This window comes from Collinsella sp. LCP21S3_A3, assembly GCF_052118905.1.
Taxonomy (GTDB): Bacteria; Actinomycetota; Coriobacteriia; order Coriobacteriales; family Coriobacteriaceae; genus Collinsella.
Map to the genome: position 1 here is coordinate 66,425 of NZ_JBQKGH010000009.1, position 15,061 is coordinate 81,485.

8 protein-coding genes and 2 pseudogenes are annotated in these 15,061 nt (G+C 57.1%); 6 read left to right on the forward strand and 4 right to left on the reverse strand.

Annotated elements, in window-relative coordinates:
• Window positions 1-40: 40 nt before the first annotated feature.
• The 6 genes and pseudogenes from ACTQ0H_RS06250 to ACTQ0H_RS06275 all read left to right on the forward strand — a co-directional run bounded on the left by ACTQ0H_RS06250 (window position 41) and on the right by ACTQ0H_RS06275 (window position 8,278).
• A complete protein-coding gene (locus tag ACTQ0H_RS06250) occupies window positions 41-2,797 on the forward strand; it encodes a DUF7601 domain-containing protein (protein ID WP_441064058.1) in 2,757 nt (918 codons plus the stop codon).
• Window positions 2,784-4,451, forward strand: a complete 1,668-nt coding sequence (locus tag ACTQ0H_RS06255) for a SpaA isopeptide-forming pilin-related protein (RefSeq protein WP_441547941.1) — start codon at window positions 2,784-2,786, stop codon at window positions 4,449-4,451. Before ACTQ0H_RS06250 ends, ACTQ0H_RS06255 begins: the two co-directional genes overlap by 14 nt.
• Before the next feature lie 78 nt (window positions 4,452-4,529).
• Window positions 4,530-6,185: an isopeptide-forming domain-containing fimbrial protein gene (locus ACTQ0H_RS06260; RefSeq protein ID WP_441064060.1), complete on the forward strand. Its 1,656-nt coding sequence runs from the start codon at window positions 4,530-4,532 to the stop codon at window positions 6,183-6,185.
• A gap of 150 nt (window positions 6,186-6,335) precedes the next feature.
• The gene (locus ACTQ0H_RS06265; RefSeq protein ID WP_441064061.1) at window positions 6,336-7,196 is read left to right on the forward strand and encodes a class C sortase; all 861 of its coding nucleotides are present in this window, start codon (window positions 6,336-6,338) and stop codon (window positions 7,194-7,196) included.
• A 405-nt stretch (window positions 7,197-7,601) separates the two neighbouring features.
• Window positions 7,602-7,916: pseudogene (locus ACTQ0H_RS06270) on the forward strand (hypothetical protein); the annotation flags it as partial.
• A gap of 71 nt (window positions 7,917-7,987) precedes the next feature.
• A complete protein-coding gene (locus tag ACTQ0H_RS06275; protein WP_441064062.1) occupies window positions 7,988-8,278 on the forward strand; it encodes an NAD(P)-binding protein in 291 nt (96 codons plus the stop codon).
• Here the strand turns inward: ACTQ0H_RS06275 and ACTQ0H_RS06280 are convergent.
• The 4 genes and pseudogenes from ACTQ0H_RS06280 to ACTQ0H_RS06295 all read right to left on the reverse strand — a co-directional run.
• Window positions 8,220-8,498 (reverse strand): annotated as a pseudogene (locus ACTQ0H_RS06280) (transposase); the annotation flags it as partial. The gene ACTQ0H_RS06275 and the pseudogene ACTQ0H_RS06280 overlap by 59 nt on opposite strands.
• A gap of 7 nt (window positions 8,499-8,505) precedes the next feature.
• Window positions 8,506-9,456, reverse strand: a complete 951-nt coding sequence (locus ACTQ0H_RS06285; protein WP_441547942.1) for a DMT family transporter — start codon at window positions 9,454-9,456, stop codon at window positions 8,506-8,508.
• A 372-nt stretch (window positions 9,457-9,828) separates the two neighbouring features.
• Window positions 9,829-12,018, reverse strand: a complete 2,190-nt coding sequence (locus tag ACTQ0H_RS06290; RefSeq protein WP_441064064.1) for a YhgE/Pip family protein — start codon at window positions 12,016-12,018, stop codon at window positions 9,829-9,831.
• The gene (locus ACTQ0H_RS06295; RefSeq protein ID WP_441064065.1) at window positions 12,019-14,793 is read right to left on the reverse strand and encodes a YhgE/Pip family protein; all 2,775 of its coding nucleotides are present in this window, start codon (window positions 14,791-14,793) and stop codon (window positions 12,019-12,021) included.
• Window positions 14,794-15,061 lie beyond the last annotated feature (268 nt).

The following is a 15,061-nucleotide window of genomic DNA, read 5'->3' on the forward strand; positions in this document are numbered from 1 at the left end:
AAACTAAGGGATAGCGATAGGCACAGATTAGGGCGGATAGATGAAATTGGGGAGAGGGAGCGGCACTGCTCTTATTGCAGCAATGTGCGCCATTGTTCTGGCATTGTTCCTGGTGCCTATACGTACCTTTGCGGGCGAGGAAAGCGCAGCGGAGACTGCGGCATCGGCAGATGCCACCGTCACGCCATCCGCAGACGATAGTGCAGGGACTGCCGGCAGCTCAACAGACAGTACGTCTGCCAAAACAGCCACAGGCACTTCGTCTGCAACAGCGGCGACAGACACCAGCTCTTCTTCCTCTCCATCTGAACTATCTGCTTCCGGACTCTCTTCCTCAGTGACTGGCATCGGCGCCCTTGCGAACCTGCAGGGCTTGGGTGCCAATGCAGATGTCGAAGGTTCTGCTGCAACACCGTCGCTTAATGCAACACTTCAGGTGGCGAGTTCTACCCCTATCGCAGTCAAGAGCGAAATTGTCAACAATATTTCAATCCATTATGTCGAGAATGGCAATGAAAGAATCATTCTGTACTGTATGAATAACGGGCTTGCATGGCCAGACTCTTCAGAAGGTTCTTCTATTCCTTATACCGAGGGTTATCTCACAGAAGATTACTTCGTCAATACACTCCATAAGACGAAAGAAGTGTATGAACAGTGCATGAAGGAGCTCGAGTATCTCCTCTACGCTGGTTATCCCTATAACGGAATGAACCTCTATACTGTCACGGACAAGGGAAAGGAAATCACTGAAAGCGAGTTCAACGAATTACTCGAAGTACCAGATCGTCTGCGCTCCGATTTCCATGAGCAGCTGGGTGATGCCGTTTTCACGTACAGCGACTATACTCAGGACTACAGTGACAGCAGCACGAACATGTACAGAATTTTTCAGTTCTTCCAAAAGGTATGGGAACTTGGTTCTGGCACTACAGCGTCGGGGATGACGCAAGCAGAGGTACTCAGCACTGACTTCTATAAAGCTGCATTCTGCATGTTGAACCCCTTTTATGGTGGTACCCCAGGTACCCCATTGGCTGCCTACGATAATCTCTATGCACGCAATGGCAGCTATGTAACTATTGCCCAAGCAAATGATGCGACGCAGAATGCTGTCTGGGCACTTCTTACGACGTATGGGGTGCCCGATAACGACATTCCAGAGTCTAGCTATGATTCGGATTCCCTTGTGACAAAGATGCTGGCAGCTGCTCGCGCTGGTGCCAATCTCCAGATGACTGAGCCGGACTCAAGCTTGATTACAGTGTCAGGAGATACAGAGTTTGTGTTCGATCCTGATTCGGGAACATGGCGAACGGGCTGGATAACCATATCAGAGCCTGAAACTTATCGTGGCGTGTATACGCTCAGTCTGCCCAGTGGATTGACCGCACTTGCTGAAGATGGCACTACTGCAACTTCTGTAAAAGCCGGAACGAGGTTCAGGATATCTTCTTCTGACAAGCCGACTAAAGACAAGAATGTTGAGCTTTCGACAACCCTTGTATGGACGGAAGGAATCAGGCAGTATAGCCCGCAATCTGGCCTGGTCTCCCCGACGAGCGGCAAGGAATACCAGCACATGCTTGGCGAGGTTATCCATACAATTAAGCTATCAAAAAACTTGACCCTGCAGCCGGCACAGGATGGCCATCTGAAAGTGTCGAAGAAAGTGACAGGCGAGGCGAACTCTACGACAGAATTCACCTTCAAGGTTGCGCTGGACAACACGAATATCAACGGAACATACGGGGGCATGACGTTCACGAACGGTGTGGCGACCGTCACCTTGAAGGATGGCGAATTTGCAACGGCCGAGCATCTGCCAGCAGGAACGAAATATACCGTGACTGAGGCTGATAGCAACAGCTACCGCAAATCAGCTACAGATGAAACTGGCGATATCGAGGACGAAAAGACTGCTGTAGCGGCGTTCACGAATTTGAGACTCTACAGCCTGACGGTGGAAAAGACGGTGTCTGGTACTGCGAATGAATCCTCCAATCAGAGGTTCCCTATTGTCATAACGCTCAAAGATGCGAATGGCGACAACGTATCTGACACCTTTGAGTATACGGGGAGCGTGACTGATAGTGGCTCTGTCGATAAGCCAGCTGATGGTTCTCTGGCGTTCACAGCTGGAACGGCAACTATAAATCTCAAGGCTGGGCAGAAGATTGCTCTTTCGGGGATCCCCTCGGGCTATTCCTATTCCGTAAGTGAAGACAACGTGACTGGGGGTGTGTATGACGACAACGACGCCAGCCACACAAGCTATACGGTAACGGGTACGGGTTCCGGCAAGCTTGATAGTGACGCTTCGGTCACGATCACCAATACAGTCCGTACGGGCTCTCTTACTGTAAAGAAAAAGGTTACAAAGGAAGTCAACCCAACATCAAGCTTCAGGATTACGGTGACGCTTTCTGGCGCAGGCACGGGGCTTTCTGGAACATATGGTGCCATGACGTTCAATGAGGGCATTGCAACTTTTGATCTGAAGAACAACGAATCAATTACTGCAGCAGGTCTGCCTGAGGGAACGACGTATACGGTCGAAGAGAATTCCTACGATGACTACACGACGACCTATGCCGGAAACGACGGAACCATTGGTGTTGGAACAGATTCTGTTGTGACTGTAACAAACGAGCGCAAGCCCATCGCGCTTCCTCTTTCTGGATCTGATGGAGTGGGGCTGACCTACCTTGCAGGCATTGTCGTGCTTGCTGCAGCAGCAGCCTGGATGCACATCCGTCGCAATGCTTCTGCGAAGGATGGTGATGGCCGTGACTAGGAAGAACCGCTTCTCTGCTATCAAGCACAGCCTCATCCTCGCTGCCATTACAGCGTTCGCGCTCCTTCTCGCTATGCCTGGCCGTGCATATGCATCGGGTGCCGGAAATCTGACCGTCAATGCTGCCGATGGCTCATCGACTGAATTTGTCGCCTACCAGATCTTCGCTGCCGATGTGGCAGATGGCTCGAATGGCACGAAGACTGTCGCGAACATCGCGTGGGCAACCGACACAGTCGCCTCGGTTGTCCCCGAGGCAATCAAGAGCGTCAATCCGTCTGTAAACGTCGAGAGCATCGCAGATGCAGACGATGCTGCTGAATGGATCAGAAACAATGTCCAGAGCGGCTCTGCTGCTGCCCAGGGCTCTGTTCCCAACGCAATCGCTTCGGCCCTTATGCAGACATCAGCTGGTGGGGAGACCCTTGAAGCAGGCGTGCCAAAGTCTCTTGGCGCGGGCTACTGGATTGTCGTGAGCAAGGATTCGAACATCGGCCAGGACCAGTCCGGCACTTCTGCCATCCTTGTGGCGGTCGGCGGCTCCGATGTGACAGTCGCTGCCAAGTCTGGCGTGCCGACGGTGGAAAAGCAGGTGCTCGAGGATTCGAACGATGCCTGGCAGAAGCAAGCAGATGCTACGGCAGGAGACGACCTTTTCTGGCGTCTCGATGCAACAGTGCCTTCCATCCTCTCGAGCTACACCTCGTACAAGATCGTCTTCGATGACACGCTTGGTGCAGGCCTTGCCGAGCCTTTCGATATCCATGTCTACATTGCTCCTGCAGCTGAAGACGTGTGGGAGACAGGTCTTGAGGTTTCCCAAGGCTGGACAGAGCTCGGCGATGAGGAATATACACACACCTATACGCCTGCAGCAGATGGCGGAAGCTTCAAGGTCGCGCTCAATCTGGTGGAGGCTGTCAAGGCCCATGCAATAGATGCATCCCAAGGAGTGCGGGTTGTCGTTGTCTATGATGCTCCTCTGAGTGCATCTCTCGGGACCGGCATGGGGAACGGCAATGTGAATACCGTCACGCTCATCTATCCAAAGTCGACCTATTCGACCGAGACGACCACTACACAGGAATCCAAGGCGGTTGCCTATAGCTGGAGTCTCATCCTCACGAAGCGCGATGCAGATGACGGCACGCCGCTGTCCGGAGCGGTACTGAGGATCAGGGACGACAAGAGACGCTATCTGGCCCCGGATGGCACCTGGTCTTCCAATGAGGAGACTATCACAACCGGAAGCGACGGCACTATCTCCGTCCGAGGTGTCGATGCAGGCACCTTCACGGTGGAGGAAGTTTCGGCACCGGCTGGATACCAGGCATTTGCGGGGACGCGGACCATCACGCTAGCGGTTCCTTATGAGCCGAACCAGATCGTGTCTGGCCCTGCCACGGGGAACTCAGCTGCAGCCGAGCTTTCTGCAGAATCTCCGCTCAAAGCGTCTGGCTTCGATAGCGCGATCGGCATAGCTACGGTATCGGTGCCCAATGCACATGAAAAGACTTCCATTCTCGAGAAGCTTGGCCTCCCCGACATGAGCGATCTGAACCCTTCTGGCCTTGCTCTGGGGCTTGTGGTTCTAGGAGCAGCCATTCTGATAGCGGCAGGAGTTCTCAGAAGAAGAGGGGGAGACAGGCATTAGGTACGGACGCTGGATGCAGGAAACATCCCGCGATTGCAGACAGACTTAGATCCACGTATGAAATAAATGGAGGACACTATGAAGCAGCACACAAGCATTGCCGCAAAGGCCATAGCAGCAGGCCTGGCGCTCACGATGGCCCTCGGCCCGGTCGCGGCACCGGTCGCAGCGTTCGCGGCAGACGGGACGGCGACCCAGGGCGACATCACGATCAAAGCGAACACGCATGTCTCGTCGGATACCACGACGCTGTTAGGCTATCAGCTCTTCAAGGCGGACGTTGCCGACCAGACGGTGGGCGCCACGACGTCCAAGGCGGTGTCAAACATCGTCTGGGGCAGCACCCAGGCCCAGACGGCTGTCGAGGCCGCGATCAAGGCCGTCGAGCCCACCTACGCGGGCACGTCCGCGCAGGATGCAGCCGACTGGCTGAGCGAGCATGCGTCTGGGTCGGGGTCGGCCACCGTTGTCGATGCCAACGATGCCTTTGGCAAAATCGCCGCCGCCATGCGCACGGCGGGCGCGGCTGCTACCACGATCACGCCCGGCACCAAGGCGACGCTCGATGAGGGTTATTGGCTGTTCGTGACCGACAGCAACACGACGAGCGACCCGATCGACAAGGTGGGCACCGCTCCCATCTACGCGGTGGTTGGCGGCAGCGCGGTGACGGTCGACCAGAAGTCGAGCCTGCCTACGGTCAACAAGTTCATCAAGAACGATGCGACGGGATCCGACTGGGCAAAGGCTGCGGACTCCCAGATTGGCCAGAACGTCGACTACAAGCTCACGGGCACGGTTGCCACGGCGCTTGCGAGCTACGACACGTACTACTACTCCTTCAGCGACGTCCTTAGCTCGGGGCTTACGGCCGATTCCAGCTCTGTGAAGGTGATGGTTCAGAACCCGGCAACGGGCGATGCAGCCCAGACCGAGACCCAGGTGCGCGCCGATGACTACACGGTCTCCCTCGACTCTGATACCAATACGCTCACTGTGACCATCAACGACCTCAAGACGGTGAAGGACACGAACGGCAACGCCATTGCCATCACGTCCAATTCCGTGGTGAACGTGTACTACACGGCCAAGCTCAACAACGAGGCAATGGTTGCCAGCAATTCCAACGACAACACGGTGACGCTCACGTACTCCAACAACCCGGGCACTAACGATCACGGCTACACCACGCCGGCGACGGTGCGCGACTACACCTACCAGCTCATGCTCATGAAGGTCGACAGTTCGGATAACTCCAAGGGCCTTAAGGGCGCCAAGTTCACCATCCAGGCCACCGGTGCCGACGAGGGCGCGGGCAAGAAGTACGTGCAGGGCGATGGCAAGCTCGGCGATGCGGCCTACGAGTTCACGTCTAAAACCGACGGCAGCATCTCGGTGAGCGGTCTCGATGCGGGCGAGTACACCGTCGTCGAGACCCAGGCTCCCGAGGGGTACAACACGGTGCCCTCTTTCACCTTCCAGATCTATCCTGTCTACAAGACCACGGGCGATATCGACACGATTCGCGTCCAGACCTCGAATGGCAACGTGTCTACCATCAACGTCTACGACGGCGTGATCGACCTGGTCATCAAGGACAAGGCGGGCATGAGCCTGCCTCTTACCGGCCAGGCGGGCGTGACCCTTACCTGGGTTGCCGGCGGTGTCGTCCTTGCCTTCGGTATCACGCACCTTGTGCGTTCCCGCAAGCGTGACGAGAACAGCGCTGAGTAGCATCTGCCCTGCACGTTATTCATGCTCTGGCAGGCCCCGCATTGCGGGGCCTGTTCTTTGAGAAGGTGAGATCGTTTGGGAAAAGGTGAGGGAAAGAAGAGAGCCTCACGCAGACTGCCGCGCTGGGCAGACCGGCTCATCACGGCTCTGGTGATCCTTTTTGGTGTCGGCCTTCTCGTGTGGCCGTGGGTGGTCGATTACTTCGAAAGCCAGGGCGTTGGCGCTACGATCTCGAAGGTCACAGCCGAGGTCGATGCGCTTCCTGCTGACCAGAAGCAGTGGTATCTCCAGCAGGCACAGAGCTACAATGCCGTGCTTGCCGGAGATGCGCCTTCGATACCCGAGGACGATATCGTTTCCTATGGTCAGCAGCTCACCTATGAGAACGACCCCATGATGAGCTGGATCGAGATTCCCTCGATCAATGTCAGCATGCCGATCTATCACGGCACCTCAGATGCGGTCCTGATGGCAGGTGTGGGACATCTTGAAGGTTCGAGCCTGCCTGTCGGGGGCACATCGACGCATACGGTCCTGACGGCACACTCCGGCATGCGGAACCTCAGGATGTTCGACGATATCCACGAGCTCGAGGAGGGCGACATCGTCCTGCTGCATACGATGGGAGACATCCTGGCCTACCGTGTCACCTCTTCGGAGGTGGTCTGGCCCGACGAGACGGAATCTCTTGCCATCCAGCCAGGCCAGGACCTCTTGACGCTTGTCACCTGCACGCCCTACGGCGTGAATGACCATCGGCTTCTGGTCCACTGCGTGAGGACCGACTATTCGCAGGAGGAAGCACAGGAAGCATCAATGCTTCAGAACAGGCACTGGGGCGCCCGTGAATGGGCTGTCCTTATCGTGGTTGTTGCCGTCATTGCCCTTGTCCTCGATATCGTTGTCTACCGTCTCCGCAAGAAGGCAAAGCTCAAGAAGAAAGCTCGGGATCAGGGGCCATCCGGCAGCGATGGGCCAGACACCCTTTTGCCCGGCCAGAAGAAGAGATAGGAAGCGAAGGCCCGCCATCCGTGCGGGCCTTCTTTGCTGCCGAAGGCCTTTCTGCGAGCCTGCGCCGGAGCAACGTATGCCGTTTACGGAATCGGGAGGATATCTTTCCGGGCTTGCCGGAGCACGGGCCAGGAACCTTGCTATGACTCCTTCAATCTGCAAAGGTGCACCTCATAGCCGCAATGGGTGCTGAGTGTCCGTGACGAGCACGTCGCTGAATGTCTATGGATGCGTATACATCTTTCTGGCATGGACAGCAGTTTTTTCATGACCGTTTACAAAGAATTATCAAAAGATATCCGAATAGTTACTAAGGTGAGAACTCCCTGCTGAGGGCTCTGCATTTTCGGGGGAAGGGCAGAGCTGGCAGGGAGTTTCTGCATGATGTGGAGAGGAAGAGAGAATATGGCTACTCCCTATACCGAAGAGCTCGGCCAGGCCTATACCGGCGTGACCGTAGCCCAGGAGGCAGCACGCTGCCTCCTCTGCCATGACGCACCCTGCTCGAAGGGGTGCCCGGCAGGCACCGATCCTGCAAGCTTCATCAGGAGCGTGCGCTTCAGGAACTTCAAGGGCGCTGCAGCAACCATCCGCAGCAACAATGCGCTTGGCGCTGTCTGCGCACGTGTGTGCCCGACAGAGCGCACCTGCGAGCTTGCCTGCTCGCGCACCGGCATCGACAAGCCGATCGATATCGGCGGCATCCAGCGCTTCGTCTGCGACTTCGAGGAATCCTGCGGCATGGAGGTCCTTGCTGCTGGCACCCCGAATGGAAAGAGTCGGTCGCCGTCGTGGGCGCAGGCCCTGCCGGCCTTCAGGCAGCAGCATCGCTTCGGGTCCTTGGCTATGCGGTCGATATCTATGAGGCAGAAAAGGCAGCAGGCGGTGTCCTCCGCTATGGCATCCCCGAGTACCGCCTTCCCTCAGGCTTGAGCCCGAAAGCGTTGCTTCCACGAAGAGCGCCCAGGTCGTGGCATCGAGCTTCGAGGCGGCGAGCAGGCCCCTGCTCTTGGACGAGAATGTCCTCCCGCACCCCTTGCAGAGCCAGCGCTGGGAGCCGTCGGCATTGTGCCCTTTCCTGATGAAGGAGGAAGAGCCGCACCGGGGGCATGATCTGGGCGTCGCGCCATCTGCCTGCTTGCCAAGCTCGCGCGCGACCGCCGCCTTCGTGGCACAGATGAGATCACGCTTCTCCCCGAGGGAGAGCCCCTCCATCTCATGGAGTATGATGTCCAGCATCCCGTCCCCGTCTCTTCGATGTTGATGTTTGGCGACATTCATCTTAGGGCGGGGACGGGACATTATTACGTCAACGCTGGTCTAACGGAGAGTTACGCAAAAAGCCAAAGTGCGTCTCGCTCAAGATAATCGACAGGAAGATGAGCGCAAAGCCGGCAAGCAAACGCGAGGTGAGCACCTCCCCCATCAGCAGCACCGAGAACAGCACGCCCGATGGCGACTCCATCGAAAGCAGTAGTGAGCCCGTCGAGGCCGGGACATGCGCCAAGCCCACGTTTTGGATGAGCAAACCCACGCATGTGCAGCCTACCGAGAGAAATGCCATCACGCCAATAAAGCTCGGCGTCCACACGGATAAAGGCGCCTGGGTCTCGAACGGCAGCGAAGAGATCAGGCACAGCACACCGTTGCCCGCAAACATCCAAAACGTGATGACGTTGATGTCCATCTTGCGACCGTACTTAGCGGCCACCGCCATCTGGATGGCAAAGAAGACCGCGCCGCCCAGCGTAATAACATCGCCGACATTGAACTCGACGCTATCAAGCGCCACCAAGCCAATGCCCGCCAGGCACAGTAACGCGGCGCCCAAGTTGTAACGGGTAAGTTTTTCGCCGCTTAGGACATAGCTCGCAAACGGAACCAAGATGCAGTACGTGCCCGTCAAAAACGCGCTTTTGCCTGCCGTGGTCTGCGCCAGGCCAATCGTCTGCAAACCGTAGGCACCCCACATGAGCACGCCCATGCCAAGTCCAACAATCAGATTTCGAGCGTTGAAATGGGCAACAATGCGCTTGTGGAAGACGGCAAGCATGACCAGCGACGCCGGAAGAAAGCGAATGTAGAGCAGCTCGAACACCGGAATGGTATCGAGCGCGTCCTTCATGGTGGTAAAGGAATAGCCCCAGATGACCGCTATCGAAAGTAGCAAGACCTTCCAGAACAGCGGCGAGCGCGCACCGGCACCGCGAGAGGCACCGCCGGCACCCAGGTCTTCACGGGCTACAGGGCTATCGGGCATATTTTCGATTTCAATAACGGCATGATGGGCCATAGGGCATCCTCGCGCTCGGTCTGGGCGTGGTGTCCGCACGCGCGCGACCGCATGCCGCCTCATGGTCAAATAAAAACGGGACGCGCCGGACCCCCGGCACGCCCCGCAACTGTAGCAACAATCAAGCAGCCCACGCAATTCAGCCCACTAAAGCGTTTTGTTCCGCCGTTCTACCGAACGGCGGACCGGCCGACGCTGCGCGAGCCGCATTCACGCCAATCTGACGTTCAATTTCAAGGGCGCGACCAGAAGGTCAGCGCCCTTTCATTTCACGTCACCTTGGCGCAAATGCGGCTCGCTCGCTGGCATTAGTGCTACATCAGCGTTAACGTTGCCGCACTAAATTAGCTTTGTCGACTCCAGCTTTTCGATAATCCAGTCGTTGGCTTTGATGACCGGACGACGGAAGACCACACCCAGGGCCAGCGACGGAATCAGATAGCTCGCCAGAATACCCAGCTCAACCCAGTACTCCATATGGTAGGCGCCAGCCATGGCGGCATGCATGGCGTTGATGCCATGGGTAAACGGCAGGAACGGATAGATCGCCTGGAACACGGGGCCGGTCATCTCGATGGGGAATGTGCCGCCCGAGCCACCGACCTGCATGACCAACAGCACGACAGCGAGGGCCTTGCCGATATCGCCAAACGAAACCGTAAGCGTGTAGACGATATTGGAGAACACGAGACTCGCGATCCAGCCCGCCAACACAAACTGCAGCGGGTTGTCGCACTGGATTCCAAAGAACAAGATATCGCCGGCGCACACGAGCGTTGCCTGCAGCAAGGCCAGACCGCCAAAGAACAGATAACGGCCCAGGTAGATCTCGTGCAGGCGTACGGGGATGAGCTCGTTGATGAGCTCATCGTCGACCGAGACCTTCATCATGGCCGCCAGTACGATCGAGCCAACCCAGAGCGACAGAATCGTGTAGAACGGTGCCATGGCCGAACCGTAGTTGCGGATCGGATAGACCGGCTTGCGATCGAGCGCAACGGGGCCGGAAAGCGACACGGCCAAACCCTCGGGATCGTTGCCGATCATCGTCTTGATCGTCGCAAGATCATCTGACATAAGGGCACCGTCGAGCTCGTCCTTAAACGCGCTGATCTTGTCCGACGCCTCGCCCAGCTGATCGGAAGCCTTGTTGACCAGCTTTGCAGCCTTGGAGAGGCCCTTTGCCAGCGAACCGGATGCGTCGGTCAGGCCATCTACGGCGCTATCCAGATCGCCCGAGATACCATCGAGCGAGTCTAGAATGCCCGAGACGGTCTTCTTGAGCTCCTTGGCCTTAACCGAGAACGTGGAATCGTAATCGGATTTGGCGCCCGCGATGCCGGCCTTGGCATCGGCGATGGCCTGGTCGACCAAGGCACGCGAGTTGATGACCTCGGCCATGCTGCCGGAGAGAGACTCCTCGGTCGCCGTCAGGTCCTTCGCATTGTTGCGGTACTCATCGGCGATTCCGCCCAGCGACGTCGCGGCGGACTTGAGGCCGTCCTTCAAATTCTCATCGCTCACCTGGTCGGCAAGTCTGCAGAGTTGATCGGCCATCGCATCGATATCCTTGGCGCGCGCATTGAGGGCCTTGGCGGCAGCATCGAGTTGGGACACCGTAAGATTGACATGCTGGTTTGCAGCATCGAATGCATTTTCGAGCTCGGTGGAAACGTTATCGAACGAACCCGCGCTCCCATCAATAGCGGCATCGATCGCATCGCTGGCGGACTTGAGCGCTTGCTCGGAATCGGCAATACCGCTCTCGGCATGCCGCATGAGCTGCTTCACCGACTCCTCGGTCGATCCGGACTGCTTGAGCATACCGCTCGCCGACGTCAGCGAATCGGACGTGGAGCTCAAAATGCCCGCAAGCGACGTTGCGCTGGCCTGAATGTCCTGCAAGCCCTGGACCGAATCGCCCAGCGTCGAGGACAGGTTGGCGATAAAGTTGCTCACCTGGTCGGTGCTCATGTAATCGAGCAGGCTGGACACCGTCTTAAGGCCGATGGTCGTGATGGTCTTGGTAAAGGTCTCATTGACTTGGCTCTGGACGGCGCTCGAGCCCTTCTCGGTCACGATCTGCGCGATGGCGTTGGCCTTCTGGTTCTCGTAGAACTCGATATCGGCATGCTTCACCTCAGTCGAGAAAAGCGTCATCATGTCGGCGCTAAACGTTTTAGGGATAACGACGGCAGCGTAGTACGCGCCCGACTTAACGCCCTCGATCGCCTTATCGCGGTCGTTGAGGACAACCCAGTCGAAGTTCTCGTTGCCGCGCAGGGTGGCGGTTACGTTTTCGCCCACGTTGACCTCGACGGGGATCAGATCGCTCTCGTAGCCCTCATCGGTATTGACCACGGCAATCTTAAGGTTGCCGGTATTGCCGTAGGGATCCCAGCTGCCGGCGATGTTAAACCACGCGTACAGGCACGGCACGATAATGAGGCCCATCACGACGACCATGCCGATCACGGAGCGAGACACGTTTTGGACATCGCGCTTAAACAGGTGCAGGATGTTTTTCATTTATGCCTCACCTCCTTTAGAGTGCTTGCCAAGCGGGGTGGTGTCCCCGTCGTTTCCGTTTACGTTGTCAACGCCGTCGGCATCTTGAGCCTTACGATGCGCACCGATATGCGGCAGACGGCTCGTGGGCTGTTCGCTGTCCTTGGTGCCCCGCTCGCTGGCGTTGAGACCAAACATGCGACGGGCGGCGGGGATGGCAGCCGTGTGCTCGCGCATCTCGCGGCGCAGGTCCTCGTCCGAAAGCGCCGAGATACGCATCTGGGTATTGAGGCTCGCGCGGATGTACTCGATGTTGATGAGCCAGCCACAGATGGCGATAACCGAAATGATCCAGATAACGAGCAGGATGATCTTGCCGTTATTGTCGATATCGAGCACCGTCGACAGGACAAAGAGCAGGACCTGCACGCCTACCACGGCGGCAAAACCGCCCTTGATGTAGTACGGGTAGCGATGCTCAAAGGCGACCGCATGATCGAGCAGTTCGCGACGGTACGAATCGGAATCGAGCATGACACGCATGGCCGTGCGCAGCGAGTAGCGCTGGCGCGGCAGGTCGTTGGACTCGCAAATCATCATACCGGTCGTGGAAAGCTGTTTATCAAAGAGCAGATTGAGGTTGAGCAGCAACGGGCGCAGCTGCAGACCGATAAAGAGCGCCACGATCAAGAACACGCCCAGGATGCACAGGTTAAACAGGTAGTTGAACGAATACATGCCGCCGACGGTCTCGCGCAGCAGGTTGATGCCATAGGTGAAGGGCAGCAGCGGGTGCAGCCACTGGAAGAAGCCGGGCATCATCTCGATGGGATACATGCCCGACGAGCCGGGGATCTGCACAATGACGAGGATGACGCCAATGGCTTTGCCGATATGCTTAAAGGTAGTGGACAGCGCATAGATGATGTTGACGTAGGTGAACGAGATAGCGATGCCGCCCAGCACAAAGAGCAGCGGATTGACGCACTGAACGCCAATGACCAGATCGCCCACCGTAACGATGATGGCCTGGAACGCGCCCAGGATCACCAGGAGCAACCAGCGACCAAAGTAGCCCTGACGCGCGGTAAAGCTGCCGATGCCTTCACGGTCGACCTCGAGCTTGTAGATGGCGATGAGCACATAGCCGCCTACCCACAGCGCCAGATTGGTGTAGAAGGGCGCGATGCCCGAGCCAAAGCTCTTGACCGGATAGATTGACTTGGACGTCAGCTCAACCGGAGATGCCATGAAATCTGCCACGTCATCGACGTCGACGTCCATGAGGCCGGCCAACTCGCCCATAGACTCAGAGGTCTGCAGCGCCGCAATGTCATTGGCGGCGGTCGCGAGCTTGTCCTGAACCTTGGCAAGCGAGGCATCGGTCTGGGACAGTGTGGTCTTGGCCTGTTTGAGCGTCGCATCGAGTTGGGCCAGCGTGCCACGCGCGCTCGCAATCGTGGGCGTAAGACCCGATACGATGCCGGTCAGGTCGCCCGAAACGGCGGCGAAGGAGTCCAGAGCGCTCGAAGCCTTCGGCAGCGCGTTCTGCCCCAGATCCGTCTGAGCCTGATTCATGTTGGTCGTACCGGTTTTGATCGCAATGTCGATAGCATCGCTGGCGCCCGAGACAGCCAAAGCGTCATTCGCAATAGCGTTTGACTGATCGGAGAGATTATTCTTGACGGCCTGAAGGCTCTCAATTTGCCCTCGAAGCATATCAATCGCAGACGCGATCAGCGCATTAACTTCTTCCGAGCCCGTCGGCGCGCTGTCGGCCAGCTTCTGCAGACTCTCGATAAGAGTCTTGTTATGGTCGATCGTCGCCTGAAGCGATTCGCGCGAGTTGTCGATGCGGGTGGTTGTGGACGTCAAAGCACCCGTCATCTTTCCGACCGCGGTGTACGCGGAAGCCGACGTCTTGCTCAACGCGGCGCTGCCCTCCGAGAGCGCCTTGGAAAGCGAGGTGATGGACTTGCCAGCCGTGGTGCGAGCTTCGCCCAGCAGATCATTACCCTGAGCGATTGCCTGCGTTAGCGAAGGCGCCTGTCCCTGCAGGCCCGCCAACGCAGCATCGGCCGAAGCAATCGAGCTGCTTGTCTTATCGATGGCGGCATTCATGTCGCCAATCGAACCACGCACCTCGCCCAAGGTATCGGATGCTTCGGACACCGAACTTGCCAGCGAATCCTGGGTCTGGGTTGCCTTGTCCTTTAAATCGACTCCGGCATCCTTGGCGATACCGGCAACGGTCTCGCCCACCGTGGAGACAAATTCCGAGTTGATCTGCTCCTCGATGGTGTTGGCACCGGTGTCGGTAACCTTGGGCGCAATAGCGCTCTTCTTCTCATTGACGTAGTACGTAAGCTTGGGCTGATGGTAGTTGCCGTCGAGCATCGAAACCAGGTTATCCGAGAAGTTCTTGGGGATTACGATGGCCGCATAGTACTCACCGCTCTCAACGCCCTCTTTGGCATCGGCCGCCGAATCGACGAAGGTCCAGCCCAGCCGATCGTTCTCCTTGAGCTGATCGACGACCTTATCGCCCGCGTTGAGCTCGCCCACCAAGTCGTTTTGGGTGCCCTGATCGTTGTTGGCGATGGCAATCTTGATACCCTGGGTGTTTCCGTACGGATCCCAGTTGGCAACGATGTTGTACCAGGCATACAGCGAGGGAATAACGCACACGCCGAGGGTAACCACCAGGGCGACGGGGTTCACGATCAATCGCTTGATGTCGCGTTTAAAGATTGCAAAGGAAACCTTTGCATCGGATAGTTTGCTGCCGAGACTCACGCTTGGACCATCCATCCTGTCGTTGAATCGAATCGTACTATCGATAACCATTGTACGAAGGCGCTTTAGCGTCTCAGGGCACAATGGTATTGAGTTTTGCGGGTAGCAATATACTACGAAGATGAGTTAACGTACAGTTGTACAGTATCTTAAATTCCCGCAGCTCCCAAAACCACAACCCGCACAAATTAGCAACCCAACTAGTCGTTGGGGACGTTCTTTAGTCATTAGGAACGTTCTTAAACGACTAGTCAAACAAGAACGTCCC

Excerpts from the sequence above, each read along its gene's own strand:
- ACTQ0H_RS06285 (WP_441547942.1), bottom strand. The coding sequence starts at position 9,456 with ATGCCCGATAGCCCTGTAGCCCGTGAAGACCTGGGTGCCGGCGGTGCC.
- ACTQ0H_RS06290 (WP_441064064.1), bottom strand. The coding sequence starts at position 12,018 with ATGAAAAACATCCTGCACCTGTTTAAGCGCGATGTCCAAAACGTGTCT.
- ACTQ0H_RS06260 (WP_441064060.1), top strand. The coding sequence starts at position 4,530 with ATGAAGCAGCACACAAGCATTGCCGCAAAGGCCATAGCAGCAGGCCTG.
- ACTQ0H_RS06255 (WP_441547941.1), top strand. The coding sequence starts at position 2,784 with ATGGCCGTGACTAGGAAGAACCGCTTCTCTGCTATCAAGCACAGCCTC.
- ACTQ0H_RS06250 (WP_441064058.1), top strand. The coding sequence starts at position 41 with ATGAAATTGGGGAGAGGGAGCGGCACTGCTCTTATTGCAGCAATGTGC.